29 protein-coding genes are annotated in these 24681 nt (G+C 53.6%); 17 read left to right on the top strand and 12 right to left on the bottom strand.

Annotation, left to right across the window (positions count from 1 at the left end; genetic code table 11):
* Positions 1-8: 8 nt before the first annotated feature.
* The 4 genes from Q371_RS05495 to Q371_RS05480 all read right to left on the bottom strand — a co-directional run bounded on the left by Q371_RS05495 (position 9) and on the right by Q371_RS05480 (position 2948).
* Positions 9-389: a DUF1622 domain-containing protein gene (locus Q371_RS05495; protein ID WP_034337281.1), complete on the bottom strand. Its 381-nt coding sequence runs from the start codon at positions 387-389 to the stop codon at positions 9-11.
* A 108-nt stretch (positions 390-497) separates the two neighbouring features.
* Positions 498-1019, bottom strand: a complete 522-nt coding sequence (locus Q371_RS05490; RefSeq protein ID WP_034337279.1) for a hypothetical protein — start codon at positions 1017-1019, stop codon at positions 498-500.
* Positions 1020-1031: 12 nt separating this feature from the next.
* A complete protein-coding gene (locus tag Q371_RS05485) occupies positions 1032-2486 on the bottom strand; it encodes a potassium/proton antiporter (protein WP_034337277.1) in 1455 nt (484 codons plus the stop codon).
* 66 nt (positions 2487-2552) lie between these two features.
* Positions 2553-2948, bottom strand: a complete 396-nt coding sequence (locus tag Q371_RS05480) for a hypothetical protein (protein ID WP_034337274.1) — start codon at positions 2946-2948, stop codon at positions 2553-2555.
* Between the two features lie 533 nt (positions 2949-3481).
* Between Q371_RS05480 and Q371_RS05475 the strand changes: the two genes are divergently transcribed.
* From Q371_RS05475 to Q371_RS05455, 5 genes are all read left to right on the top strand, one after another.
* Positions 3482-4915 (top strand): glycoside hydrolase family 64 protein, encoded by a 1434-nt coding sequence (locus Q371_RS05475; RefSeq protein ID WP_211253806.1) that lies wholly within the window; start codon positions 3482-3484, stop codon positions 4913-4915.
* A 304-nt stretch (positions 4916-5219) separates the two neighbouring features.
* Positions 5220-5648: a division/cell wall cluster transcriptional repressor MraZ gene (gene mraZ / locus Q371_RS05470; RefSeq protein ID WP_034337272.1), complete on the top strand. Its 429-nt coding sequence runs from the start codon at positions 5220-5222 to the stop codon at positions 5646-5648.
* 8 nt (positions 5649-5656) lie between these two features.
* Positions 5657-6523: a 16S rRNA (cytosine(1402)-N(4))-methyltransferase RsmH gene (gene rsmH, locus Q371_RS05465; protein ID WP_034337268.1), complete on the top strand. Its 867-nt coding sequence runs from the start codon at positions 5657-5659 to the stop codon at positions 6521-6523.
* Complete coding sequence (locus Q371_RS05460; protein WP_051963348.1) at positions 6520-6852, top strand: hypothetical protein; 333 nt, start codon at positions 6520-6522, stop codon at positions 6850-6852. The genes rsmH and Q371_RS05460 overlap by 4 nt, the downstream gene beginning before the upstream one ends.
* Positions 6843-8234: a peptidoglycan D,D-transpeptidase FtsI family protein gene (locus Q371_RS05455; RefSeq protein ID WP_034337267.1), complete on the top strand. Its 1392-nt coding sequence runs from the start codon at positions 6843-6845 to the stop codon at positions 8232-8234. Before Q371_RS05460 ends, Q371_RS05455 begins: the two co-directional genes overlap by 10 nt.
* Before the next feature lie 55 nt (positions 8235-8289).
* Here Q371_RS05455 and Q371_RS05450 read toward each other — a convergent pair whose 3' ends face one another.
* Positions 8290-8850 (bottom strand): hypothetical protein, encoded by a 561-nt coding sequence (locus Q371_RS05450; RefSeq protein WP_157442541.1) that lies wholly within the window; start codon positions 8848-8850, stop codon positions 8290-8292.
* An 85-nt stretch (positions 8851-8935) separates the two neighbouring features.
* The gene (gene apaG / locus Q371_RS05445; RefSeq protein WP_051963346.1) at positions 8936-9298 is read right to left on the bottom strand and encodes a Co2+/Mg2+ efflux protein ApaG; all 363 of its coding nucleotides are present in this window, start codon (positions 9296-9298) and stop codon (positions 8936-8938) included.
* 169 nt (positions 9299-9467) lie between these two features.
* On the opposite strand from apaG, the gene Q371_RS05440 reads away from it, so the two are divergent.
* The 6 genes from Q371_RS05440 to Q371_RS26850 all read left to right on the top strand — a co-directional run bounded on the left by Q371_RS05440 (position 9468) and on the right by Q371_RS26850 (position 13017).
* Entirely contained in the window at positions 9468-11066 is a 1599-nt protein-coding gene (locus tag Q371_RS05440) for an aspartate:alanine exchanger family transporter (protein WP_034337261.1), read from the top strand.
* A gap of 16 nt (positions 11067-11082) precedes the next feature.
* Entirely contained in the window at positions 11083-11361 is a 279-nt protein-coding gene (locus tag Q371_RS05435; protein ID WP_034337256.1) for a hypothetical protein, read from the top strand.
* Positions 11362-11585: 224 nt separating this feature from the next.
* The gene (locus Q371_RS05430; protein ID WP_157442540.1) at positions 11586-11828 is read left to right on the top strand and encodes a hypothetical protein; all 243 of its coding nucleotides are present in this window, start codon (positions 11586-11588) and stop codon (positions 11826-11828) included.
* Positions 11829-11954: 126 nt separating this feature from the next.
* Positions 11955-12488, top strand: coding sequence for a GyrI-like domain-containing protein (locus tag Q371_RS05425; RefSeq protein ID WP_034337249.1), 534 nt, complete (start codon positions 11955-11957; stop codon positions 12486-12488).
* A gap of 1 nt (position 12489) precedes the next feature.
* Positions 12490-12831 (top strand): RNHCP domain-containing protein, encoded by a 342-nt coding sequence (locus Q371_RS05420; RefSeq protein ID WP_034337247.1) that lies wholly within the window; start codon positions 12490-12492, stop codon positions 12829-12831.
* Between the two features lie 9 nt (positions 12832-12840).
* A complete protein-coding gene (locus tag Q371_RS26850; RefSeq protein WP_157442539.1) occupies positions 12841-13017 on the top strand; it encodes a hypothetical protein in 177 nt (58 codons plus the stop codon).
* A gap of 54 nt (positions 13018-13071) precedes the next feature.
* Here the strand turns inward: Q371_RS26850 and Q371_RS05415 are convergent, their stop codons facing one another.
* Entirely contained in the window at positions 13072-14172 is a 1101-nt protein-coding gene (locus Q371_RS05415; protein ID WP_034337244.1) for a prephenate dehydrogenase, read from the bottom strand.
* 227 nt (positions 14173-14399) lie between these two features.
* Positions 14400-16337 carry a VWD domain-containing protein gene (locus Q371_RS05410; protein ID WP_034337241.1) on the bottom strand — a complete coding sequence of 646 codons (1938 nt, stop codon included), beginning with the start codon at positions 16335-16337 and terminating at the stop codon, positions 14400-14402.
* Between the two features lie 201 nt (positions 16338-16538).
* Here Q371_RS05410 and Q371_RS05405 point away from each other — a divergent pair, with 201 nt between their 5' ends.
* A complete protein-coding gene (locus tag Q371_RS05405) occupies positions 16539-17210 on the top strand; it encodes an HAD family hydrolase (protein WP_051963343.1) in 672 nt (223 codons plus the stop codon).
* Between the two features lie 151 nt (positions 17211-17361).
* A complete protein-coding gene (locus Q371_RS05400; RefSeq protein WP_034337239.1) occupies positions 17362-18027 on the top strand; it encodes a hypothetical protein in 666 nt (221 codons plus the stop codon).
* 121 nt (positions 18028-18148) lie between these two features.
* Here Q371_RS05400 and Q371_RS05395 read toward each other — a convergent pair whose 3' ends face one another.
* Positions 18149-18553 (bottom strand): OsmC family protein, encoded by a 405-nt coding sequence (locus Q371_RS05395; protein WP_034337237.1) that lies wholly within the window; start codon positions 18551-18553, stop codon positions 18149-18151.
* Between the two features lie 64 nt (positions 18554-18617).
* Here Q371_RS05395 and Q371_RS05390 point away from each other — a divergent pair, with 64 nt between their 5' ends.
* The 4 genes from Q371_RS05390 (at position 18618) to Q371_RS05375 (ending at position 22573) form a co-directional block, all read left to right on the top strand.
* Positions 18618-19016 carry a hypothetical protein gene (locus Q371_RS05390; RefSeq protein ID WP_157442538.1) on the top strand — a complete coding sequence of 133 codons (399 nt, stop codon included), beginning with the start codon at positions 18618-18620 and terminating at the stop codon, positions 19014-19016.
* Positions 19013-19252 carry a hypothetical protein gene (locus tag Q371_RS05385; protein WP_034337235.1) on the top strand — a complete coding sequence of 80 codons (240 nt, stop codon included), beginning with the start codon at positions 19013-19015 and terminating at the stop codon, positions 19250-19252. The genes Q371_RS05390 and Q371_RS05385 overlap by 4 nt, the downstream gene beginning before the upstream one ends.
* Positions 19253-19309: 57 nt before the next feature.
* Entirely contained in the window at positions 19310-20101 is a 792-nt protein-coding gene (gene mutM, locus Q371_RS05380) for a bifunctional DNA-formamidopyrimidine glycosylase/DNA-(apurinic or apyrimidinic site) lyase (RefSeq protein ID WP_034337232.1), read from the top strand.
* Between the two features lie 372 nt (positions 20102-20473).
* Entirely contained in the window at positions 20474-22573 is a 2100-nt protein-coding gene (locus Q371_RS05375; protein ID WP_034337229.1) for a tetratricopeptide repeat protein, read from the top strand.
* A 20-nt stretch (positions 22574-22593) separates the two neighbouring features.
* Here the strand turns inward: Q371_RS05375 and Q371_RS05370 are convergent, their stop codons facing one another.
* From Q371_RS05370 to Q371_RS05360, 3 genes are all read right to left on the bottom strand, one after another.
* On the bottom strand, positions 22594-23262 hold the full coding sequence (locus Q371_RS05370) for a DNA alkylation repair protein (protein ID WP_051963338.1): 669 nt from the start codon (positions 23260-23262) through the stop codon (positions 22594-22596).
* 3 nt (positions 23263-23265) lie between these two features.
* The gene (locus Q371_RS05365) at positions 23266-23616 is read right to left on the bottom strand and encodes a DUF423 domain-containing protein (protein ID WP_034337224.1); all 351 of its coding nucleotides are present in this window, start codon (positions 23614-23616) and stop codon (positions 23266-23268) included.
* Between the two features lie 95 nt (positions 23617-23711).
* Positions 23712-24656 (bottom strand): type I phosphomannose isomerase catalytic subunit, encoded by a 945-nt coding sequence (locus Q371_RS05360; RefSeq protein ID WP_034337222.1) that lies wholly within the window; start codon positions 24654-24656, stop codon positions 23712-23714.
* Between the last annotated feature and the right edge of the window lie 25 nt (positions 24657-24681).

Here is a 24681-nt window from a genome sequence, read left to right as displayed (position 1 = left end):
CCGGGAATTCAGTTTCCCGGTTTTGCTTGCTGGAAGCCCTCCACCTCTTTGCGTTCTTGCCTGAGATCGCTCTGGATTTCACGTTCCAGAAAATAATTCAATACGGTTCTCAGGGCTGCTATGGTTGCCAGTTTCCCGATCTCATCCCAGGTGGGTGCAATGGCGGTGCGAATGATGTCTGCAGCCAGAGTGAACTCCAGACCCACCGCAAGCCACCTTGCAAGGTGCAGCCTGACATCCTCCTTGGCCCGATCTGAAGGTTTTCTGGACACCATGATTTTCAGAACAGACCATGTGGCCTGCACAATGGCAACCCCGATCACCAGACCTGCAATGGCTTCAGTGATGAAAGAGAGGGTTTCCAGTGCTGTTTTGAACATTTCTTCCATGTTGCCCAGAGCATAAACAGAAGACCTTTGTTTTCCAGTGGGGATTCTTGCTTTGCTGGATCAACAAAAAGAATCCGGCACATGTTGCCGGATTCCAGAGCACCCTGTTCAAGCCCTTGATCGAGAAGGTTTGCTGGCAATGCCCATGAAAACCCCGATCAGTACAGGCATCATCAAAACCAGAGGCAAAACCAGAACCAGAGCTTGGAAAGCCACGCCTGTGCTGGCCAAATGGATTTGCCAAACCATCACACCCAGCAACATCAAAATCACCAACCGCAAGGTTTGTAAGAAGGTGCGGTAAGTTTGAAACACATGCTGCTCGTTGTTGGCTTCAACGGCTGGAAGGTTCTTGAGATGAGGCCAGAGCGCTTTGAGTTTCCAGACCAGTGTGCTCAATGCTGTCTGGACCACCACCAACAGTGCGGTCAACTCCAGCAGGTTTGAGCGGTCTCCCCAACGGACAGGATTTCCATCAAGATCAAAACGCACAGCCAAACGCTCTGAAGGTTGACCCAGCATGTGCATCAGCAAGCCTGCAATCCCCAAAAACAACAGCCAACTGAAGGTTTCCAGTGTTTTCTGGGTGGTTGTGAAAGGATAAATGCCTTGAATGCTTTTGCGTTGCATGGGTCACGTCCATCAATTTGCTGGTTTGAGCATTTCTTTGACCTGCTCGATGGCCACCTTCGATCCCAGAATTTGCAGGATGTCGCCGGATTTCAGTTCCGTGGAACCTCTGGGAATCACGTAATCTCCATCCCTGAAGATCAGGACCACCAGAGCTTCTACAGGCAGGTGGGCATCCACCAGACGCAAACCGTGGATGGGTGAGTTGGGGGGGATCACCACTTCAGAAAGGTCATTTTTGTTGTGGCCGGTGGGTGTGTAGTCCAGAGGCATGTGGCTGCCCGGCGCGGCTTTGCTGCCCACCTTCAGCCACCGTGCCACCATCGGAAGGCTGGTTCCCTGCACCATGATGGAAGACAGCACAATGAAGAATGCAGCATTGAAAATGGTCTGGGAGTGCTCCACCCCTGCCAGCAAGGGAAAGGTCGCCAGAGTGATGGGCACTGCTCCACGCAATCCCACCCAAGAAACCATGTGCTTCTCGTTCCACGGCATTTTGGAAAACAGCGTGCTCAGGTAAACGCTGATGGGTCGGGCCACGAACATCAGCACCAGAGACAGGATCAGAGCGGGAACCGCCACAGACAGCAACTGGGAAGGGAAGACCAGCAGTCCCAGAATCAGGAACATTCCGATGCTCATCAACCATGAAATGCCGTCATGGAATTGAATGACGCTTTTCTTGTGGATGAACTCGCTGTTGCCAATCACAATGGCTGCCAGATAAACGGCCAGAAATCCACTGCCCCCTGCCACAGCCGTCAGACCATAAACCAGCAGTGCAATGCCCAGACTCAGCACCGAGTACAACCCATCAAACATCAGGTTGGTTCGGTTGAACAAAAGCACCGCAAACCGGCCCAGCACCAGTCCCATGATGCCTCCAATGGCCATTTCCTGAATGAACTCGGGGATGATGGAGTACCAGGGGTGCTCGGGGTGCTTGATCAGCTCAATCAGGCCGATGGTCAGAAAAACCGCCATGGGGTCGTTGCTGCCAGACTCAAATTCCAGCAGGGGTTTGATGCTGCCCTTCAGGTCCAGAGCCCGCTCTTTGAGCACACTGAACACTGCGGATGCGTCAGTAGAGGCCACCACGGCCCCCATCAAAAGGGCATGCAAAAGGGGAATTTGAAACAGGATCATGGCGGCGTAACCAGCAATGGCTGTGGTGACCAATACACCAAAAGTGGCCAGCACGATCCCTCTTCGCAAAATGGGTTTGGTCTCTTTCCAGTGGGTGTCCAGACCCCCGGAATACAGAATGAACACCAGAGCAATGATGCCCACAAATTGGGTGATGCTGTAGTCGCTGAAATCGATGCCTCCGGGTCCTTCACTGCCTGCGACCATCCCGATGATCAGGAAGAGCAGCAGTCCGGGAATGCCCAGACGTCCGGAAAGTTTGCTGGAAACAATGCTGAGGATCACCAGCAGGGCAGCAATCAAAATGGCAAGGTTGGTCATGTGTGGCCTCCTTGAAAATGAAAGGTTTCAGAAAATGATGGCGAAAAACAAGGTGAGGCTGTTGCTTTAAGGCGCATCCAATTGCTGTTTCCCAAATAGGGAGATGGTACAGGCCACATCGATCCAGACTTCATGCACGGCCCGAGCAGCCACCAGAGCAAATTTTTGCACCTGTGTCAGCGTGGGTTGCCAGATGGCTGGATCTGCTGAAGGATCCATTTTTGGATCGTGGCGATCGGGTTGCAGGGCCATCCAGAGGCCGTGGTGGGGCAACAAATAGGTGTAATGCAGTGGGAAACCATTGAACACTTGGGCTTCACCCATGGGCAGGTGTTGTTGCTGCACCGACCATTTGGCAGGGGTCCAGAGCACCAGCAGCAAACAGAGCAACGCAGTCCATACACCCAACAGGCCTGCGTGTGCAGACGGTTGGATTGTGGATGGATTTCGGGTTTGCATCATGGCCGACTCCTCTGGAATCAATGGAAACTGGGTTTCATTAAAACAAAAAACCGTTCTGGTAACGTGAAGGAAAAAACAGGCGGAGGCTGCTTTGACAGTCTCCGCCAAACCAACATATGGAGGTTGGTCTCCGGGTGAGAGAATCACCCCTTTGCTCTCATTTTACTTGATATCAAATATGAGTGCAACATCTGGGTATCCTGCCTGTATCTGGTGACACAGGTTGATGCTGGCATGGGATTTGGGTTTTGGTGTCCTGATGGTGGTCAACTGAAAACGTTTCCATGTTTCTCGAAAAGGATGGGCTGACTTTCTGGTTTCATCATGATCAGGAAAATCCCTGATTCTTGACAACGTTTTTATATACCGGTAAAGTAAAGCCAAGCAACACAATTTAACTTTTTCACTCTGGCAACCTGCGGATGTGTGCTGTCTTTGTGCCCTCCTGTTCAAGCATTGCCAGTGCTGATGGTCAAGCCTTGTGTTGGAGGAACCACTCAACATTTCTTGAGCACCACCCTGAAAGGAGCACCATGTCGATTCCCAAACGAATGGTCTTTTTGGCGGGCCTCACTCTGGCCCTTGCTGCTTGTGGACAACAAACCCCGATGCCTTTTGAGAAAGCTCAACAGCCTTTGGAAATTGCACAAAATGCAACCGACTACACCCAGGGGGTCAGTGTTTCTGGCAACATTGCCACCCTCTGGTTCAAGTCTGCAGTGAACACCAGTTGGGTGGATGTGCATTACCGCATCAACAACGGCGGGCAACAAAACTTCCGCATGACCTACAACACCAGTACAGCCCGCTATGAAAAAACGGTCACGGTGTCCACTGGAAACGTGCTGGATTACAACTTCACCTACAACAATGGAACCCCAGCTTACGACACCCCCGTGTTCAGTTACACCGTGGGAGGGACCACTCCGCCACCACCTCCTCCACCCACCTCTGGAGGGTCCATTGGATCGATTCCGGCCTCTTCCATTCCTGCCCCCACAGGCACTGGTGTGATGACCTTCAAAGTCATGAACGGGACCAATGGAGCTTACACGGACTCGCAGATTTACTGGGGGGTGCTGGGCATCAACCCGGCCAACGGAAGATGGAGTTATCTGGACCGCAATGGCATTTTGCAGCCCATTTCCAATGCGCTGAACGATGCTGCAGGCCACCTGACCAAAAACGGCATCAATTACGCCAACATCTACAGCAGAATCAGCGATGCGAGCTGGGTCAGCCTCCCGAGAATCACCTCTGGACGCATGTTCCTTTGTGTGGGAGGCCCTTGCTACATCAAGACCTTTGACACTGGATTTGCTGGTCCTGATGTCAACAACCCCACCGATCCCAACCGCAACATCTACTTTGATTTTGTGGAATTCACCGTGGATGCCACGGGCTACCATGGCAACACCACCAGAGTGGATGGTTTCGGTTTCCCCATCCAGCACCGTCTGGTGAACCGTGCAGGAAATTATGACCGCACCGTGGGAGAACTGGAATCCGAGACCCGCTCTGGGCTGTTCAGCAAGTATCAGGCAGAGGTGCCTGCAGAGTTCCGCCATCTGGCCACCCTGCAAGCCCCTTACCGCATCGTTGCCCCAATCTTTGGAGACTTCAAAGCTGGAGGTGCTCAGGCCAATTACTTCGCCAGTTATGTGAACCAGTACTGGACCACCACCCCCACCAAGCCCACCACACAGGAAATTTTCCTCTGCAATGGCAATGCTGCCAACGCACAGGCATGTGCAGCTGTCAACCGTCACATTTATCAGAACCCTGGTGCATGGAACACCCCATCCCAGTACTACCTGTCTGGTCCTGCAAATTACTACGCAAAGTTCTGGCACCAGCACAGCATCTCCGCTCTGGCCTACGGTTTTGCCTATGACGATGTGAACCAGCAGGCTGCTTATCTGGAAGTGGGAGATCCCAAAGGACTCATCATTCGGGTGGGTTGGTAAACGCTCACCGTTGGACCTTTCAAAGTATCCAAAGCCAGAGGAATCCCTCTGGCTTTTTTGATTTGTCATGAAAAAAAGGTGGGGTTGTCAGGGGAGGTCTTGGTGGGGATTCCGGGCATCAGGTGGGCTGTTTCAGGGGAGATCGTGGAGGAACATTCATGAATGTGGGGCAAAGTGGGGGAGATGGTGGGGAATTGTGGTAAATGGTGGTGAACTGTGGTAGCTTGATGCTTAGGTGACACAAAGATAACACGTCACTCATCTCACTCCTGATGCACTCAGGGGTCCATGAGGAAGCCCGCACATGCCTTTCGGAGAATACGACTATGCCATGGACGACAAGGGCCGGGTGGTGATCCCACCAGCCTTCCGCGAATTCGTCGAAGACGGCATGATCATCACGCGTGGCATGGAAGGCTGTCTTTATGTGTTTCCGCTCGATGTCTGGAAGCGTCTGGAAGAGCAACTTGAAAAATTGCCGCTCACCGATGCCCCATCCAGAAGTTTCGTGCGGTTTTTTTACAGTGGAGCAAGCAAAAACCGCCTGGACAACCAGTTCAGGCTTTCAATTCCCCATCCCCTGCGCCAGTTTGCAGGTCTGGAAACCGAGGTGGTGGTGGCCGGAGCCCCCAACCGTCTGGAACTCTGGAACCCAGAGCGCTGGAATCAGGTGCTCTCTGAGGTGCAAACCTCACCGCCCAAACCCGAGCTTTTGGAGAATTTCATCGCCTGAGGAGCGTCATGGATTACAGTCACATTCCCGTTTTGGCAAAAGAAGTTGTAGAAGGGCTGGACCCGCAGCCCGGCAAGGTGTTCATCGATGGCACCCTTGGCGGAGCAGGCCACACCCGGTTGTTGCTGGAGCGTGGATCTCAGGTGTACGGCATTGATCAGGACCCTTTTGTGATCGGCAGAACCCCAGAGTTGCCCGGTCTCACCGTGTTGCAGGGCAATTACCGCGACATGCTGGAACTCATGGAGCCCACCGGAACCACGCAGGTGGACGGCATCTTGCTGGACATTGGAGTGTCCAGTTTTCAACTCGATGATTCCGCCAGAGGCTTTTCCTACCACGAAGAGGCCCCTCTGGACATGCGCATGAGTCAGGATGGCCTCTCTGCCTTTGATGTGGTCAACGACTACGATCCAGAAGACATCGCTGCCATTCTCTATGAATATGCAGAAGAGCGTCACAGCCGCCGGATTGCCCGTTACATCGTCGAGGCGCGCAGCAAGAAACCCATCGAAACCACCACGGAGTTGGCTGCCATCATCAAACGGGCTTATCCCGGCCAGCACGCCAGAGGCATTCACCCGGCCAGACGCAGCTTTCAGGCACTCAGAATCCATGTCAACGATGAACTCGGGGCACTCAAAGACGGTCTGGAAGCAGCCAAAGCCCTGATCAAACCGGGGGGTCGTCTGGCCGTGATCAGTTTCCACAGCCTTGAAGACCGCATTGTGAAGCAATTTGTGAAAGGCAACAACGGGTTTAAGCCCCTCACCAAAAGACCTCTGGAAGCCACCGAAGAGGAACTGGAGCAAAACCCCCGCTCTCGCAGTGCCAAGTTGCGTGTTGCAGAACGTCTGGAGGAGGAACAACCGTGAACTGGCAGGAACGGGCCATCCGATACATGTTGGTCTATTTCGTGCTGTCCACGGTGCTGGTCACCTGGCGGTACTTCCAGAGGGAACTCCCAGTCCGCATTGCTGAACTGCAAGACCTCGAAGCCCAGCTTTACGATGAGCGCAGCAACCTCTCCATTGAATTGCAATCCCTGACCAGTCCGGTTCGCATCCGGGAATGGGCCGCCAAAAACGGCATGATTCCCTTCTCTGGAACCAAAAAAGAACCCACCACTTTTGAAGCCCCCTCGCAGGAAACCCTCACCATACCGCAACCCAAACCTCTGGAGGTCGAGACCCGGTGGAACTGAAACGCATCAAAAGCCGTTCGCGCATCTTGCTTGGAGTGAGCATTTTCATGTTCCTGATTCTGGTGATCGCATACGCCAAGCTTGAATGGCACATGCCCACCCAGCCGATGTTCAACCCAGACATCATGCGGGGTCGCATCATCACCGAGGACGGCACCATTCTGGCCCAGAGCATCAAAGGGGAAAACTACGGGGAGTACAAACGGATTTATCCCCAGAAAACCCTGGCTGGGCAGTTGGTCGGTGTGATGGGAAAAGATGAGGGTCTTGCCGGTCTGGAGCGGTTTTACGAAGAAGAATTGCGGGCGGGTCAGGATGTGGTGGTTTCGATCGATCCATGGGTTCAGAACGTGGTGGAATCCCAACTCAACAAATATGCCACCGAAAACATGGGTGAATACGGCAGTGCCATCGTGATGGACACCCACACAGGCAAATTGCTGGCTGCAGCCACCTGGCCTTCCTTCGATCCCAACAAGTGGCGTTCTTATCCGGATTTCCAGAAGCAATGGCGCAACCGTCCTTTCATGGACAGTTACGAACCCGGCAGTGTGGTCAAAGCCCTCACGGTGGCCTCGGTGCTCAATGACGGTCGTTTGACCCCCAACACCTGGTTTGACACCCCCATGGCCCGCAGGGTTGGCGGAGCCACCATCCACGATGCAGTGGCCCACCCACCCAAATTGGACACCCAGCATGTGCTGCGCTATTCCAGCAACGTGGGCATCAGTCACATGGTTGAGAATTACAGCGATCAGCAAATGCACAAATACTTCTCGGGTTATGGCCTTGGGCAGGAGGTGCCCTTGGAAGGCGTACCCACCGAAGACGGCATCCTGTACAACTGGAAGAACTGGAAACTGATCCAGAAGGTGAACATGGGTTTCGGACAGGGACTGACCACCACCACCTTGCAAATGGCTGCAGCCTACAATGTCATTGCCAACGATGGCCGTTACATCGCACCTTATCTGGTCACAGCAGACCGCGTCCGCGAAGAGCGTGAAGTCATCCGCCCTGAGACAGCCAGAACCATGCGCACCATGTTGCGGACCGTCATCGAGGAAGGCATTTTCACCAATGCCGGTGTGATGGGATATCAACTCGGAGGCAAGACCGGGACCGCTCAGGTGGTCATTGATGGTCGCTACTCCAAAGAAATCTACAACAGTGTTTTTGCAGGGTTCTTTCCCAGCAACCAGCCCAGAGTGACCATGGTGGTGATGGTGCACGGTGCCAAGAAAAACCACCACGGTTCACAACTTGCAGCCCCCATCTTCCGGGATGTGGCCAAAGAAATGCTGTCCATGTGGGGCCTCCCTCCAGAGTGGGATGTCATCGAGCAGCAAATCGAGACCCGCAACAAAAAGAACAACCCCTGATTCACAAGAAAAAAGACCCGGATTTCCGGGTCTTTTGTTTTTCTATTTTGTGGATTTACTCCAGCACCATCACAGCAGCGTCTTTGAGGTCTTGCAGCACCTGGGTGGTCAGGGTTTTGCCCCCTTGAAGGGTGACCATGTTCCATCCGGCTTTCAGGGCAACATTCAGGCCTTTTTCACCAGAGATGCTTGTGTTTTCCTGCACAAACACCAGCACCACATTGGCTTTGCCAGACATCAGGGTGGTGTCCAGCAGCTTTTCATTGCTGGAGTATTTGCCATTGTTGTCTGTGTCCAGATAGGTGAACAACTTGAGTTCGGTGGTGGCGGTGGTGTTGCTGATTTTCACGTTGCCCACCACGCCAGGCCAGGTGAAATTGTCACTGGAGAGGGACCACAGGCCTTTGCTCGGGGCAGCATCCGGCAGTTTCAGGCTGAAGTTGTTCCCTGAAAGTGCAGTGCTGCTCCATTCGTACTGGGGTGTGCCTGCGGGATTCACCACAAACACCCCGAGTCTGGACCCCGCCTTCACAGGGGTCTTCAGGGTGCCTTCCAGATTCAGTGCCAGAGCACTGCTGGTGAGCATGAGCAAAATGGTGATGTGCATTGGTTTCATGGTGTCCCTGCCCTTTCAAGACCACAATAACACTTGTTTCTCTCATGTTGAATTTAGCTTTGTTTATGTCTTGCTGAGGTGCAATTCAGTTGAGCAGGGTGCCCGGCAGTTTCAACACAAACGCTGGAATCTCCACCCTCAGGGAGGCCCCTTCACCTGTGACGCACAAATAGTGGCCTTGCATCACGCCAGGAACGTGTTCAATTTGCACCCATGAACTGTATTCAAAGTGTTTGCCCGGATCAATGATGGGTTGCAAACCCACCACGCCTTCACCATCCACCTGAATGGTCTGTCCTTCACCATCCTGAATTTTCCAATGGCGGGTGAGCAACTGCAGCGTGTCTGAGGTGTGGTTTTCAAGGCAGATGTGATAAGAGAACACGTAAAGTCCTGTTCTGGACGCCTCAGGTCGAAACTCTGGAGTGGCTTTCACAATCACGCTCATGCTTCTAACCATGGTATACCTTTTTTCACGGTCTGTTCTGTATCAATGATCGGGACTTTTATTTGGTGTACTTGTGACATATTGGTACTGAGGTTAGAAGCTTCGCCTCCAGAGGGCAGTGGGCCACTCTGGACGGTTGAAGCCCACACAACAGAAGGTGGTTATCCCTATGATTGCATTGCTCAGCGAAAACCCCATCCTGGTGGTGTTTATCGTGGCAACCCTCGGGTACCTGATTGGACAGGTGCGCATTGCTGGTTTCAGCCTCGGGGTTGCAGGTGTCTTGTTTGCAGGCTTGATTGTGAGTTCGCTCAGCCCGGACATCAAACTCGACACCAGTGTTTACGAGATGGGTCTGGTGCTTTTTGTCTATACCATTGCACTGGCCAGTGGACCGCACTTTGTGGCTGCCCTCAAAGGGGCAGGCATCAAGTACAACCTGCTGGTTGCGTCCATGCTGGTGATTGCACCGATCCTTGTTCTTTTGATCAGCAAAGCATTTGGATTCAAAGAAGGGGTCATGGCGGGCCTTTTTGCAGGCAGTTTGACCAACACCCCGGCCCTTGCCGCTGTGCTGGAAGCCGTCAAAGACCGTCCAGAGATGGGCGATCCCGTGATTGGTTATTCTCTGGCCTACCCGATGGGTGTGATTGGCATGCTGATGGTCGCCCACATCCTCAAAGGTGTCTTCAAAGTCAACTACCAGCAAGAAGCCAAAGAACTGCACATGCAAGTGGAAGAACTGGTCACCCGAGCTGTGGTGGTGCGGGACAACCAGGTGCGCAACGTCCGTGACCTGCTGCAAGACAACCACTGGAACGTGATGTTCGCCCGGGTCAAACGCAATGGTGAAATACAAATTGTTTACGATGACCTGATCCTCCAGAAAAACGATGTGGTTTCGGTGGTGGGTGCCCCAGACGATGTGCAGGAAACCATCAAAGCCCTTGGTGCCCCCAGCGATGAAATGCTGGAAGTGGACCGCAGCCACTTCGATTTCCGACGCATCTTCGTTTCCAGTGATTTCGCTGTGGGCAAACCCATGAGTGCCCTGAACCTGCGCAAGCAGTACGGTGCCATTGTGACCCGTGTGCGCCGTGGCGACAAAGACATCGTTCCCACCCCCAACACGGTGCTGGAGCTTGGAGACCGTGTCCGTGTGCTCGGAGAACGCAGCAGCCTGACCAACGTGGCCAAGTTTTTCGGTGACTCGTACAAACACCTTTCGGAAATCAACCTGCTGACCTTCAGTCTGGGATTGTGCCTGGGTCTGTTGCTGGGCATCATCGAGTTCCCCCTGCCCGGTGGCAGCACCTTCAAACTGGGCTTCGCTGGTGGCCCCCTGATCGTCGGTCTGATTCTGGGTGCTCTGGGACGCACAGGCAAAATGGTCTGGACCATCCCCTACAGTGCCAACCTGACCCTCAGGCAAATTGGTGTGGTGCTCTTCCTGGCAGGTGTGGGTGTGCGAAGTGGCTACAAATTCTTCAACAACTTCAACGGCTCGGAAAGCCTGTTCATCTTCCTGACCGGGGCGCTTGTCACTGTTTTGACGGCCGCACTGACCCTTACCATAGGGTACAAGGTACTCAGAATTCCCATGAGCATCCTGCTGGGTGTCATGGCAGGACAGCAAACACAGCCCGCAGTGCTGGCATATGCCAATGAGCAAACGCAGAACGATGCGCCAAATCTTGGTTACGCCAGTGTCTACCCGCTTGCCATGATCATGAAGATCATTCTGGCACAGGTGCTGTTGCTGCTCTGAGACAGGAGGCAAAGGTATGGTTCCGCATGATTACATTCCCAAGGGAGCAAAGCGATTCGCCATTCTCCCCAGAGGTGCTTACCCGCTGCAACTTCATCTTCACCTCAAGACCCTGGCTGGCGCAAGATTGATGGCCCTCGTCACCGAAAGACTCGAAGATGTCTTTCTGGACTTCGAGTACGACCACCAGGCGTTCCGCATCCTTGAGTTGCCCGATGAATACTGGTTCGTGGTGCGGGACCCCAAGTGCCCCCCCCAGACCATGCGATCCGTACTGGAGCATTTTCAGGTGTAAAACCTTTTAAAACCTCTGTACATTGGCCCACAGGACACCCGCACAGGGTGTCTTTTTTGATGATGTTGATTTTATGTTGACCTGTACACTGAAGCATGCGTGTGGCCATGGTGGGTTCCAGAGATCCCAACATCTTCTAACCACAAGACCTTCAGCAGGCCATTCAGGACAGTGGTTTTCACATCACCGAAGTGCTGGTCACAGGAGATGCTGGAGTGTCTGCCATGGCTGCAAGTTGGGCCAGAGCACAGGGGTTGCCTCTGGTGGTGTTTTCCAGAGATCCGGATGATCCCAGAAAAATTTCTGCTGCAAAACGCAATTCCACTCTGGCAGAACATGCACAGGCCATGATTTGTCTGCACCATGGCACCAAGGGCACATGGAGCCTGATGCAGGAAATGCGCCGGAGGGACAAGCCTGTGCATGAGGTCCAGAGAATCCTTCCTGAGACAGAAGATCATCTGTGAATGAAGTGCCCCTTGGTGGTTTCTGGGGGCTTTGGCTTTCTGCCTTCTGCCCAAAACATGCCGCTGAGACCATTCGGTGAAAATGTCCCTTTTTTGCAGGGACAAACAGGTATAGTGTTAAAAGATATGTCGCAGTACCGTGTCCAACAGCGAGACGTTCCCGACCAGCAGGTGATTTGCCTGCTGGGTGTGGTGAATGCATACGAATTGCCTGCATTCATGCAGCAAGGGCTCACCACCCTCGCACAGCATGCCGCCCAGCACCAGACCGAAGTGGCCGGAGCCCCTTTTGTGCTGTACCACGAGCCTGTCAATGAACAGGACTCGGGGGCAGTGGAAATCTGCCTGCCTGTCGAACAGGCCGTGCCAGAGACCGAAGGCATCCGGCTCAAACTGGACCGTGCCCACCGCGAGATGTTTGTGACCCTCAATTACGAACAGGTGCAAGAAGGCAACCTGATAGGGGCTTACGACAAACTCCGTCTGGTGATGCCTGCCCGCAGTTTGCGTCCAGAGGGCTCGCCCAGAGAAGTGTACTTCAACTTCAATCCACAACCAGAGCAACACGAAGAATTTGTGGACGTGGCTTTCACGGTGGTCCCACAAGGATGCTGTGGCGGATCCCTGACGTGCAGTGGTCCCAGCACCTCCAGTTGCTGACATGGGACGCAAATTCACCGTTCAGGGCACCAACCAGAGCTTTGCGTGCAGAAACTGTGGTTTTGAAGTGCCCGCCTTGCAAAACGGCAGTGTCAGAAACCACTGCCCCAAATGCCTTTACAGCCTGCATGTGGACATTCAACCTGGAGACCGGGCCAACCCCTGCAAAGGCCAGATGGAACCTGTGGGCGTGGAGCACAACGCCAAAAAGGGCTGGATCATTTTGCACAAGTGCCTCAAGTGCAACGAAATTTCACGCAACAAGGCGGCTCTGGACGATCCGGTTCCCGACGACTATGACCTGATCATCCGACTCACGCAGGACAAAGAGCCATTGCTGTAAGGAGAACACATGGATGCTGGTTTCTGGTTTTTGATTGCTTTGCTGACCCTGGTCCCTCTGGGGATTTTCTGGGCGGTTGCTGGGCCTTTGAAAGGCACCCACAGTGGCAAAATTTTGCGCAACATTGCTTTTCTGCAGTTGGGTTTTGCGGTTTTGGCTGTGGTGGTGAAATTCGTTCGAGGTTGAGCCTCTGGTGTCAAAACCCCGGCCCTTAGGGCTGGGGTTTTGTTTTGCAAGTCTTCACATCGAAGATTGCCCGAGCCCTCTGGGCCGGGTTTCGTATCCGCAAGCGTTCAGGGCATGGTGGGCTTTTTCCAGTAGGTCGCCTGTTTCAAAGCCAAGACGCAGAGCCCCGCCTTCCTCACGGATGGCCAGCACCTCAATGTCTTTGATGTTGATGCCTTTGTCGCCCAGAATGTTGGCAATCCGGCCAATTTCGCCGGGTTTGTCTGGAATGGCCACCACCAGATCAAACAGACCGGGAATCAGGCTGCGCTTCACAATGGGCAGGCTGTCCCGGGTGCGTTTGCCCTCCATGGCCGACTCAAAAAGCACCTCTGGACTGTCCAGTTGGGCTTCCAGTTGTTCCAATTCTTTCTTGAAGCGGGAAATGGCCTCTCTGAGGGCATCTTTGTTGTTGATCACCATGTCCCGGCTCATGCGAGGGTCTCCGCTGGCCACGCGGGTGATGTCCCGGAAACCCCCTGCGGCCAGCAAAGCCAGACGCTCATCCCGGGCCACCATGTGCGATAGGGCCAGAGCGGTCATGTAAGGCAGGTGCGAAATGGTGGCAATCAGTTGATCGTGGGCATCGGGGGGCATCACCACCGGGTTGGCTCCGAGCTTGGTCACCAGTTGTTTGACTTTGTTGAGGAGAGGCAAAGGGGTGTTGGCTGTGGGGGTGAGCACCCAGATTGCATTTTCCAGCAATGAAGCTCTGGCTGCGGTCACGCCTGCTTTTTCGCTGCCTGCCATGGGGTGACCGGGCACGAAATTTCTCAGGTCCGAGAGCAAATCTGTGACTTTGCCTTTCACGCTTCCCACATCGGTGAAAACCACATCTTCGCGGGCATGGGCTGCAAGGTCTCTGGCAATTCGGGCCAGAGATCCCACTGGCGTGGCCAGAATGATCAGGTCTGCTTGCTGGGCCCACTCACCTGCTGTGACATACCCCTCATCAATGACGCCCAGAGCCAGTGCCAGTTTGAGGGTCTCGGGGTTGGCATCATAACCAATGACTTTGTCTGCCAGAAAACGGCCTTTCAGTCCGAGCGCAACAGAGCCACCAATCAGGCCCACGCCAGCGATGACCACGGTTTTGAAGGGGTTGGGCGTCACCATACAGGGTAATTTACCACTTTTGTGCCTTCTTCAGAAGGGACACCAAGCAAAGCTGGAGGCGTTGTTTGCAAAGTGGAATGTTTGAAGTCAACGAACACATCAGCAAGAGGGTTTCATGACAGAAGCTGCTTGATGGATGCGGGTGAAGCAAAGCCCCTTTCAGTGCTGTCATGCACAAGAAAAGACCCCTGAGCATTGCCCAGAGGTCTTGAATGGAAAATGCAAAATCAAATCTTTTTGATGTAGATTCTGGAGCAGAACACGTTGTTGTTTTCCAGCAGTTCGGTGATTTTGTTGCCTGCATCAATCCGGGCACACAGGTAATAGTTGCCAGTGGGTGTGTCAGAAGGAATCACTGCTCCAACAGGGTAACTACTGCTGCCTCCAGAGGCCAGATTGATGGTGTTGCTCACCCGACCGCCTGCCAGCAAGACATCTTCACTGAAGTTTGGAGAATAAACCCCCCATGTGTTGGGTACGATGGTGTCTGTAGACAGCATCAGGTCAATCATGTAACCGTTGGCCCCAACCGATTGGGTGCCTCGGGCAAGGGCTGTGCCAACGTTGTACCCCTTGAGGGAAACCAGACTGCTCAAATCGTCTCCAGAGTAAGCAGAGGTGGGCGCGGAGAGGTCCACTTTCAGGTCAGGCAGCAAGATTTTGACAGGCAGCACAGGGGCAGGGACGGTTTTGGCACTGGTGGTGAATTGTGGGTTGCCGGTCAGGCCAAAGTCAGTGGTGCAACCTAGCAGCAAGAGCGGATCCACCACTCCAGCACTCTGGCATTGCAGTTTGGCGTTGGCTTCCTGTGCAGGGGTCATGGTGGGCAAGCTGGAAGGGAAGTTGGGAACCGTGAACCCTCCAAAAGCTTCGCCTGCACCATAGTAGAACAGAGATTCGGCGAGGCTCGGGATCCTCCAACTGTTGGCGTACACGTTGTAAAAGGTGTTGAAGTCAATGGGATTGGGCAGCAAAGCACCGTTTCTCAGGAAGAGGTCATTGGCAGGATTGAGGTCAAAGTTGCCCATCAAACCACGAACCCGATTTTGGGCAGTGGGAGGCAGAATCAGCTTCACATCCACGTAACCGCCGTTCAAAGTGGCTTCCATCTTCTCACCATTGGGGTAGCTGAAAGTGTACTTGTTGCCGCTCTGGGCCACGCTGTATCCACCTCCGAAATTCAGGCCACCTGCGGGAATGGCTGTGGGTGTGCCTGCTGGCCCCAGACGCAGGTTGGGTGCAGCCCCAAGGTAGATGCCAGCTTTCTGTCCGTTCATGCTGGTGGCCACAGCAGTGTTGACACTGACGGTGCTGCTGCCCCCCCACGGACGCTGACGCACCTGAACCCGGAAAGGATTGACGGTGGACAGGGCCAGATCGAATTCTCCGGTGCTCTGGAACTCCACCCCGAGCCCGTCACAGGTGGTCAGGTGGGGATCGCCCCATGAGGAGCAAATGGCATTGTTGGCAGGGGCAGTGGTGATGTCAATTCCTGCCTCGTTGCCATTGCGAATCGCCATGCGTGAACCTGCAGCAAAAGGTCCAGAGAAAGTTTCGGTGCCGTCGTTGTAGGCATAAACCCGGATTTTGACGGCTTTGTCTGTGGGCAATGTGCCTGCTGGAATGGCGTAATTGCGGGCACTGCCGGGCAGATCTGAGGAACGCCATCCGGTTCCGCAGCCCACACCACAGGACCATGTGGCACTCACCACAAAGCGGTCCGGATCCAGCCCATAACTGTTGTTCCAGGCCACAGGCAGGGGAGAGGCTGCATTCACCACAGTGGAACCCACAGGAGCAGTGACCACGGGAGCGCCGGGCACCCAGTCTTTGGCCTGAATGATGCCCTCTGGGGTACGGACATTCAGAAGCAGGCCATTGCCCACTGCAACTGCAGATCCAAGGTTGCCCGAGTAAACCCCTCCAGAGGTGTGGGGCATGTTGATGGTGTTCACCCGAACGTCTGCGCCACTGTATGCCACACCTGCATTGGTCACCCGCACATTCTGGTACAGCGGTCCCATGTCGGTTCCCTGCACCAGATAACCGATCGCTTGTTGTGAAACTTCAGGGCTCTGGCTTGAGGGGACTGTGGGGTTGGTGCCGCATCCAGCCAGCAGAACGGAAAGGCTCAGGGCACTCCAGAGGGGATATGACTTGTTCATCTTTTTCTCCTTGATGCATCAAGATGTCTTCCTGATGCAGCGCAAGATCAGGCGGTGGATGGATCTGGAGGGCACCTGATCTCTGTGTTGCAATCAAGTTACAAAGTTGCTGTTGAACACCCCCTGAACAAACCCTGAACGCAGCGCAGAGGTGTTCAGACACTTTGAGGTGTTGTGCAAGCCAGAATTTTAGACTGAATCATGAAATTGTTGATCTGGGATTTTGACGGAACATTGGGTCATCGGGAAGCCTGCCCCAAAACGGCATGGAGCACCACAGCAAAAGAAATCCTTGCAGACCATCATCCAGAGGTGTCGTATTCAGGTGGCTTGTTGTCCAGTGGCTTCCCATGGCACAACTGGGAGGTGCCACATGTGGGTCAGGATCCTGAGGAATACTGGAAACCCATTGCCACCCTTTACCAGCAGATGTTTGAAACCCTCGGATTGCATGCAACGGCAGTTCAGCTCAGTGCACAGGTCAGGGAGCGCTTCTGTGATTACAGAAAATGGCACCTCTACCCAGGCACCCTTGAAACGCTGGAAGCCGTTTCAAAAAAAGGTTATCAGCAGGTCGTGCTGTCCAACCATGTGCCAGAGCTGAACCAGATCATTGAGCACCTCGGGGTGGGAAGACACCTGAATGGGATCTTCAACAGCGGCCTCACGGGTTATGAAAAGCCCCATCCAGAGAGCTACTTGCAAATCCTTCGTGCATACCCACAAGCAAAAAGGGTGGTGATGGTGGGGGACAACCGCACAGCAGATGTTCTGGTCCCTGAACAGCATGGAATAGAAGGCATTTTACTGAGATCAACGGATCCTGAATTGAAATCAGCCCAAAGCCACGAAGAAATGTTTGGATTTTTGTGAAATCCTTTAGGTTTTTGGTGCTTGGGCATACACCAGCGCGTCAAAAGACAACCCTCTGGCGGTGGCACATGAAAATGCTAATATGTTCAACGAATAGAGTGCATCAATATATGTTTCCCGTAGATGCAACACAATTCAAAGGAGAATGTCAATGAAAACACCTGTGTTCTTTTTCGGCTTGGCCTTATTGGTGGCTTGCAACACCACGACCTCCAGCACCACCCCTCCTGTTTCTCCTGCCACCCTTTATCAGGGCGACTGGGAATGGGCAGTGGTCAACGTCAACAATGAGAACGATTATGTGACAGGCATCGCTTCTTTTTCCAGAGAAGAAATCAATACACAATCTGACTCCAGTCAAAGAGGAAAAAAAGTGGCATTGGGGCTTTACACCATTGATGGCTTTGACCAGGGTCCGGTGGGACCTCTGGCCATGGGTGCGCTCGAAACACCACTTGATGCTGTTTTGCTCAATGGAAACCTTGATCCTGTGGTTGTGGGCGTGGATGCTGACGGTGCAATGTCTGTTCAGGAAGGCAAAAAGGTTTTTGTGGGTCCGGGAGTGTTCATCAATCAAAGCACAGGTGAACAGCTGGACGTGATTCTTGCGTTTGTGCAAGTCAGCACAAAACCGACCCATGTTTTTCAAAAGCTTTTTCAATGGCCTGAGCGGGGTCAGGTGACCACGGCACTGAACACCTCCTATGCAGTGCAGGGGTGGAACGATGGTGGGGTCTTTGATGTGCTGAAACGGAAGCAGACCCAAAAACAACCGGATGGACAGCTTCTCAGAGGGTTTGTTGAAAACCTGCGCTGAAATGGCTGTTGCTCACGAAAGACACCGATGCATTTGAAGTGAGCAACAGCAAATCCAAAAGACCTGCTTGACATTGGACAGGCAGGTCTTTTGGATGGTTCACGGACAGATGGTCGGCAATTTATTCTTCGACTTCAGCGACCACTTCGATGGGGCAATTGAGGGTTGCAGCCACCGAACAGTATTTTTCGTGGGAAAGGTGCACGGCCTTTTCCAGTTGTTCTCTGGTGATGCCTGTGCCTTTGCCAATGTGCTTCAGGGTGATTTTGATGTAACGGGCAGGGATGGCGTCTGCACGCTCACCTTCGGCTTCAATGCGGTAAGAGGCCAGAGGGGTTTTGCGTTTGCGCATGATTTCCACCACATCCACTGCAGTGCAAGCGGCCAGAGCACCCAGCAAAGCTTCCATGGGACTGACCCCCACTTTGACTTCGCTGTTGTCAAAAAGCACCTGTTGGCCGGTGGAATTGAAGCCTGCGTAACGTTGTTCTCCCAGATGATGCAAAACCAGAGTCTTGACTGCCATGTGCCCCAATGTAACAGATCGGGTACGGGACATTGAGATCCGGTCTACCCTTTAAAATGAAGTCATGCGTAGCGTTCGCGTTTTTCTGATTGGAATGGTGGGGGTTTCGGCGGCTCTGGTGGCTTACGGCGCGGTGTACAACCATTTTGTGCCCCATGCTGGCAATGCCGATCCCTTGCTTGCGTACAAGATGATCCCTCTGGAAATCCTGTTTGGCATCTTGATGGCCGTGTGGGTGGCCCGGGCTTTCACGAACAAGTTGCGTGAAGGCTCACAGCCCCGCACCGATGTTCAGGAGCGCATGTTGTTCCGTTTGCTGGCCCGCAAGCGCGGACGGATCACCCTGCAAGACATCCAGAACTCAAGCCCCCTCTCTGAGCAGGATGCCAGAGCCCTTCTGCAAAAATGGACCGAGGAAGGCAAAATCAAAGAAGTGAATCCGCAGGAGTATGTCCTCCATTGAGCACCCCTGAGGGTCTGTTTGACACCATCATCAACCGTGCAGATGGCTTTTTGAGGGTGTCCAGACCCACCAACCGTCTGGAAGCCCTCAAAGCATGGCACATGCGCACGCGGTTTGCCCGTCGGGTGTCTCTGGAGATGTTGTTGCAAATTCTGGAAGGGCGTCCAGACGGAGAGTACCACTGGTCTGGTGGAGAGAACGGCTCATGGCAACCCGGTCAGCCCCGTTTTCCTTGATGGACCCTGTTGCAGATTGCAATCTGCAATATGTTGATGGCATAAAATGAACCCAATATGCCAGAGCTGCCCGAAGTGGAAACCACCCGTCGCCTGATCGAGCCTTTCTTGCTCGGGCAGGTGATTGACACCATCGAACACGAAAACAACCACCGTTATCAGGGCCTCAGCAATGTGCTGGGTCGCAAAGTGGTGGCACTGGATCGCCGGGGCAAGTACATCATTGCCCGCTTTGAAGAACCCATTGAATTGATCATCCATCTGGGCATGACGGGTGGTTTTCGACTGGAACCTGGAAAACACACCCGGGTCACGGTCACCACCTCCAAAGGCACCGTGTACTTTCAGGACTCCAGAAAATTTGGGAAGTGGTTGGTGGTCCCTCAGGGGGAATACGTCACCATGCCCACCCTGCACGAGATGGGTCCAGAGCCTCTCAGTGACGCTTTTGAATTGGAGGCTTTTGTGCAGGACATGGCGCAGGCACCCAAAATCAAACCCTATCTGCTGTCCCAAAAGCCTGTGGCTGGACTGGGAAACATCTATGTTGACGAGGCGCTCTGGCATTCCCAGATCCATCCAGAGGCCACCCGTTTGAATCCAGAGCAAGCCACCCGTCTTTACCACGCCATTCGGGATGTGATTGCCCGGGCCGTAGAAGCCGGAGGCAGCACCCTCTCTGACCAGTCTTACGGTTTGCTGGACGGCAACCCTGCATACTTCCAATTCGAACACATGGCTTACGCCCGTGAGGGAGAGCCTTGCCAGCGTTGCCAGCAACCCATTGCGAAATACTGGCTGGCCCAGAGGGGCACCCACCATTGCCCCAACTGCCAACCCATGCCCTGAGCAATCGAAAGGAACAGAGTGGAGGTGATCCTCCACTTTTTTGTTGAAGGGCATCTGCAACAAACGGGGTAAATGCAAAGTCGCTGTTCGGGCGATGAAAAAAGAAAGAGCCGTCAGCCCTCAGCGTTCAGCCGTCAGCCAGAAGGAAAGTCTTCTTCCAGTCGGTTGAGCTTGCCAAACCTGATGGGGCTTGGCCTTTTGGTCTTGCTGCTGTCGAAAGCAAAAGCCTCTGGATCCGCTTTTCACTGAACGCTGAGGTCTGACGGCTGACCGCTTTCTCAAGTGCCATGCCAAAGGTCAGACTTTGCGGTGAACCTGCTGCAACAAATGTCCTCCACACCGACAGGTCGCTGCGGTGCGGTAACATGAACCATGTTTGCAAAACACCTGATGATCGGTCTGATGCTCAGTGGTGCAGCAGCAGCACAAGTGCGTGGTGCCGTGGGATGGTTTCAACCCGCCACACCTCAAGATGCCGAAACTGCCCGACTGCTTTCTTATGATGTGGCTTTGAATTTTGGTTTACTGAAACCTTACCAGACCCAGGTGTTCACCGCGCCGCTCTTGACCCCTCAGGGTCCCCAATTGCCCATGGATGTGCTGTACTCGGAAGGGTTCTCGCAACCCAACCTGCCAGAGCATTTCACTGTCCTGCAAGACGCTCTGGGCCTCAAAACCATTGTGGGAGGTCAGGTCAAAGCTGGACAGGTCAAACTGATGGTCCAGCAAGGAGACCAGTTTCAAGAGGTGCTGGTGCAGGCTGTGCCCTCGGAATTGCGCAAGGCCACCCTCAAAAAATTGGCAGAAGTGCTCAGAACCCCTCTGGTGATTCCCCAACTGACCCCTACAGAATTGTCATTGCCCCTCCAGAGCCTTCAGCAGTTGGATTTGCTGGAAGTTGCTGCCGGAACAGAAGCCAAAGATCCGCTGGCAAAAGCTTTCTTTGACTCCATCCAGCAACCCAAGTTGGCTCTGGATCAGGCTTACCGGGCCATGCTCCAGAATCCCGAGAATTTGCTGCAACTCAATGTGGTGGATGTGCCCAGTCTGGTGACCTATCAGGCCCTGTTTTTAGAGCAGAACGGTGAAACTGCCGATGCTCTGGACCTCTTGAACCGTTCCAAATATCCCTATGCCAAAACCCTCTCAGAGGTGATTCGCCTGACACGGGGCGAAAAACTGTCAGAGAACTGGCCCTCTGGAAACAGGGGTGTGCTCAGTTTGGCTCAGGCAGCGATTCTCCAGAGCACCGGGGTGAAGGTCCAGGACACCCGTGAAAGCCTGTACCAGAAATTGCCCAATTCGGAATATGCCTTGCAAGAGTACAGTTTTGTGGCTTTTGACCGGAACGATTTTCAAATGGCACGCTCCATCATGGAGAAACTGGTGGTCCTGAGTCCATTCAAGCCCCTCTACTGGACCAATTTGGGCTGGGCGCAGTACAAAACAGGCAATCCACAACAGGCGCTTCGCAGCACAGACCGCTCTTTGCAATTGGACCCTCAAGATGAAATTGCTGCTTACAACATCGGACTGTACAGTGTGGCCCTCGGGCAGGATCAGGATGCCAGAGATGCATATGGCTACGCTCTGGGTCTGGGCAGTTACAAAGACACCGAAATGGCCATCAAGGACCTTGAAGAAAGCCCGGATCCCAGATACCACTTCTACAGTGGCGTGCTGTATGAGCAACTTGGCAATTATCCAAAAGCCCTTCAAGACCTGAACATGTATCTTGCTTCCAATCCTCCTGCAGCGGAACAGGAAAATGCCCGCAACATCGCCGAGAGGGTTTCCCAGGCCAACTGTGATTTTGAATTGGCAGACCAGCCATGGTTCACTGTCAAAGGTGAAGCATTGCAGCAGGTCAAGCAGGGTCAGTACCTGCAAGCCAACTTCAATGTGCGTTGCTCGGTGGTGCTCCCCATTCCTGTGACGGTGAAGTACACCCTCACCCAGAGCGGTCAGGCACTTTCATCTGCAGAATTCACCCCAGAATTGAAGCCTTCCACCTCTGGATTCCGCATTCAGGATGCTCTGGTGCCCCTGTTCGAAGTCAAAGATGGAGAACTCACCAGTGAGATTCAGGTGACCGGAGCCAACGGTGCCAGCAAAACCTTCCGTCAGGTGATTCAGGTGCAAGGACAAGCCTCATTCAAAGAGCGCCTGACCAGTGCAGACCTGCATCTGGTCAACCTTTATGGCAACCCTGTGGTGCAAAATGATCCGGTTCAGGACCTCACCAGTCAGGTCCGCAGCTTGTTTCAGGATGCCAATGCTTTCCGGAGCCTGTACCCAGGTTTAACCCCCGAGCAGACCAAGACTGTGCAGGAGGTCACCCCAGAGAAAGTGCAACAGGTGCTGGAAAACCTGCTGGTCCGTGTGGGTGCCGAATTGGCTCCCGGCAGCAAAATCTTTTTCCCTGATGAATACCTTCAGCAGATCTTGCAAGCTGCCCCTCAACCTGAATAAACCTGGATTTTCCGGTTGGCTCAGTCAAAGTGTTTCAGGGCTTCCCTGACCGTCAGACCCGAGAGATGTGCTTGGTGTTGCTCCACAAACCTCTGCACTTCCTCGGGTCTGGTTTTGGCGTATTCACGCAAAGCCCAGCCCATGGCCTTGCGAATGAAAAAATCTGGACCGTTGGCCTGCTTCAAGCAGTACTCAAAAAGCCTTTCCGAATCGGTTTTTCTGCGGTGTTTCAATTGATGCAGGAGGGCTGTCCTGCGAACCCACATGTTTTCATCCTCAATCCAGAGGTCCATTTCTTGACGCAGTTCGGGGTGCCTCAAAACCAGCAACCCCACACATTTGGTGGCCAGAGCGTCCACGGTGTCCCACCATGAACGGCTCTCGATCAATTGGCGCAATGCGGGCAAGTCGGTGGGTTTCAAAGCCTTGTGATGCTTTTCCAGCACATCAAGACCCACATACTGAAATTCCCTTTCTGGAAAATACCAGAGCAACTGGGCTGTGTGCAGGGCTTCTGAAGGATCCAGAGATCGCAATGGGTCGGTGATCAGAAGTTTGCGCTCTGGTGTTTTGATGCCCAGAAACACAAAATGGTTCTTCATGTAAGCCTGCATGCCTTCGGCTTGCTCAGGGTTGCGGGCATCCTCCAAAAGGTTTTGAATGTGCTTTACAAATGTGGCTGCATCCATGGCTCACCTGCTATGGTTCTTGCGGGCATCCAGAGCAATCCACACCCACCCTGCAATTTGCAAAACCCCACCAATGGGTGTGATGGCCCCAAGCACCCGGACACCGGTCAGGGCAAGCAAGTACAGGCTTCCTGAAAAAATCAAGGTGCCAACAAACAACAGCACAATGCCTTTGCTCTGGAAACGTGCTGCACCCAGAGCCACCAGAGCCAGTGCATGGTACATCTGGTACCGGACACCCGTCTCAAAAATGGCCAGGAGGTCTGCAGGCAACATGTCTTTGAGGGCGTGGGCTCCAAATGCACCCAATCCGACCCCGAGAGCAGCCAGAAGTGCGGCGTAAAAAAGTGTCATCCTGAAATTATACGTGTCTCACCAATCGGACAGATGTCCTGAAAAAAGAGAGCAGAACGTTTCTGCTCTCTCAATAGGATGGTTTGTCTGGATGTTCAGGGCAGGCTGGACCTGAGGGCACGCATGCGGCCTGCTCTGGACTTCAAGGTGTAGCTTCCAGCGTTTGCAGGAATCAATGCGGTCTCGAATTTGCCCAGCAGGATGCTGTCTGAACCCTGTTGCAATTCTGCCTCACCTTCAATCACGGTGACCACATGAAAACTTTCCCCAGTGGTTTGCAGTTCCAGTGGGGCAGAGGAGGTCTGCAGTACTTCCGTCAAAAAGTACTGGCACTCCACCAGAGGTTGTACATCGGTCTCGTTCAACTCAGGATAGGCATGGACCTGTCCAGATTCATCTGCACGGGTCACCAGAGCTGATTCTTCCAGATGCAATTTGCGGCCTGCGCTGGCTGGGCGGTCCCAGTCGTACACCCGGTAGGTGATGTCACTGGTCTGCTGAACTTCATAAATGAACAGTCCCGGCCCAAGGGCATGCATGGTTCCTGCAGGCATGAAAACCGTGTCTCCAGCCTTGACCTCAACATATTCAGACAGGGGTTCCACTTTGGCAGCCAGAATGGCTTCTTTCAATGCCTCTGGTGTGGTTCCCTTGCGAATGCCAGCAATGACTTTTGCCCCTTCATCCGCTTCCAGAACATGCCAGGCTTCGGTTTTGCCAAATTGACCTGCCCCTGCCAGCTTTTCTGCTTGCTCATCGTTGGGATGAACCTGAATGGAAAGCCAGTCCGAGCAGTCCAGCAGTTTGATCAGCAAGGGAAAACGTTCGCCAGTGGCATTCCAGGCTCTGGAGCCCAACAGGGCTTCCCCTTCCAGTTGCAGGACTTCGGAAAGTTTTTTGCCTGCATGGACACCAGAGGACACCATGTTGTTTTCAAAGACCACCCAGGCTTCACCAATGGGGGTGCTGCTGTTTTGCAGACGTTGGCCACCCCACACACGATGATGAAACTCAGGGACAAGTTGCAAGACCTGAGACATTCAAAACCTCCAACCCTGAAGCTAT

Origin of the sequence: Deinococcus misasensis DSM 22328 (assembly GCF_000745915.1) — a bacterium.
GTDB lineage: Bacteria > Deinococcota > Deinococci > Deinococcales > Deinococcaceae > Deinococcus_C > Deinococcus_C misasensis.
The sequence above is the reverse complement of the archived record's forward strand: the minus strand, read 5'-3'. Positions and strand labels throughout refer to the sequence as shown.

Coding starts and splice junctions, on each gene's coding strand:
- Q371_RS05365 (WP_034337224.1), bottom strand. CDS start 23,616: ATGACACTTTTTTACGCCGCACTTCTGGCTGCTCTCGGGGTCGGATTG.
- Q371_RS05435 (WP_034337256.1), top strand. CDS start 11,083: ATGGTTCCGCATGATTACATTCCCAAGGGAGCAAAGCGATTCGCCATT.
- mraZ (WP_034337272.1), top strand. CDS start 5,220: ATGCCTTTCGGAGAATACGACTATGCCATGGACGACAAGGGCCGGGTG.
- Q371_RS05495 (WP_034337281.1), bottom strand. CDS start 389: ATGGAAGAAATGTTCAAAACAGCACTGGAAACCCTCTCTTTCATCACT.
- Q371_RS05360 (WP_034337222.1), bottom strand. CDS start 24,656: ATGTCTCAGGTCTTGCAACTTGTCCCTGAGTTTCATCATCGTGTGTGG.
- mutM (WP_034337232.1), top strand. CDS start 19,310: ATGCCAGAGCTGCCCGAAGTGGAAACCACCCGTCGCCTGATCGAGCCT.
- Q371_RS05410 (WP_034337241.1), bottom strand. CDS start 16,337: ATGAACAAGTCATATCCCCTCTGGAGTGCCCTGAGCCTTTCCGTTCTG.
- Q371_RS05475 (WP_211253806.1), top strand. CDS start 3,482: ATGTCGATTCCCAAACGAATGGTCTTTTTGGCGGGCCTCACTCTGGCC.
- Q371_RS05405 (WP_051963343.1), top strand. CDS start 16,539: ATGAAATTGTTGATCTGGGATTTTGACGGAACATTGGGTCATCGGGAA.
- Q371_RS05480 (WP_034337274.1), bottom strand. CDS start 2,948: ATGATGCAAACCCGAAATCCATCCACAATCCAACCGTCTGCACACGCA.
- Q371_RS05415 (WP_034337244.1), bottom strand. CDS start 14,172: ATGGTGACGCCCAACCCCTTCAAAACCGTGGTCATCGCTGGCGTGGGC.
- Q371_RS05440 (WP_034337261.1), top strand. CDS start 9,468: ATGATTGCATTGCTCAGCGAAAACCCCATCCTGGTGGTGTTTATCGTG.
- Q371_RS05395 (WP_034337237.1), bottom strand. CDS start 18,553: ATGGCAGTCAAGACTCTGGTTTTGCATCATCTGGGAGAACAACGTTAC.
- Q371_RS05425 (WP_034337249.1), top strand. CDS start 11,955: ATGTCGCAGTACCGTGTCCAACAGCGAGACGTTCCCGACCAGCAGGTG.
- Q371_RS05390 (WP_157442538.1), top strand. CDS start 18,618: ATGCGTAGCGTTCGCGTTTTTCTGATTGGAATGGTGGGGGTTTCGGCG.
- Q371_RS05370 (WP_051963338.1), bottom strand. CDS start 23,262: ATGGATGCAGCCACATTTGTAAAGCACATTCAAAACCTTTTGGAGGAT.
- Q371_RS05400 (WP_034337239.1), top strand. CDS start 17,362: ATGAAAACACCTGTGTTCTTTTTCGGCTTGGCCTTATTGGTGGCTTGC.
- Q371_RS05485 (WP_034337277.1), bottom strand. CDS start 2,486: ATGACCAACCTTGCCATTTTGATTGCTGCCCTGCTGGTGATCCTCAGC.
- Q371_RS05375 (WP_034337229.1), top strand. CDS start 20,474: ATGTTTGCAAAACACCTGATGATCGGTCTGATGCTCAGTGGTGCAGCA.
- Q371_RS05420 (WP_034337247.1), top strand. CDS start 12,490: ATGGGACGCAAATTCACCGTTCAGGGCACCAACCAGAGCTTTGCGTGC.
- apaG (WP_051963346.1), bottom strand. CDS start 9,298: ATGAGCGTGATTGTGAAAGCCACTCCAGAGTTTCGACCTGAGGCGTCC.
- Q371_RS05450 (WP_157442541.1), bottom strand. CDS start 8,850: ATGAAACCAATGCACATCACCATTTTGCTCATGCTCACCAGCAGTGCT.
- Q371_RS05490 (WP_034337279.1), bottom strand. CDS start 1,019: ATGCAACGCAAAAGCATTCAAGGCATTTATCCTTTCACAACCACCCAG.
- Q371_RS26850 (WP_157442539.1), top strand. CDS start 12,841: ATGGATGCTGGTTTCTGGTTTTTGATTGCTTTGCTGACCCTGGTCCCT.
- rsmH (WP_034337268.1), top strand. CDS start 5,657: ATGGATTACAGTCACATTCCCGTTTTGGCAAAAGAAGTTGTAGAAGGG.
- Q371_RS05430 (WP_157442540.1), top strand. CDS start 11,586: ATGGCTGCAAGTTGGGCCAGAGCACAGGGGTTGCCTCTGGTGGTGTTT.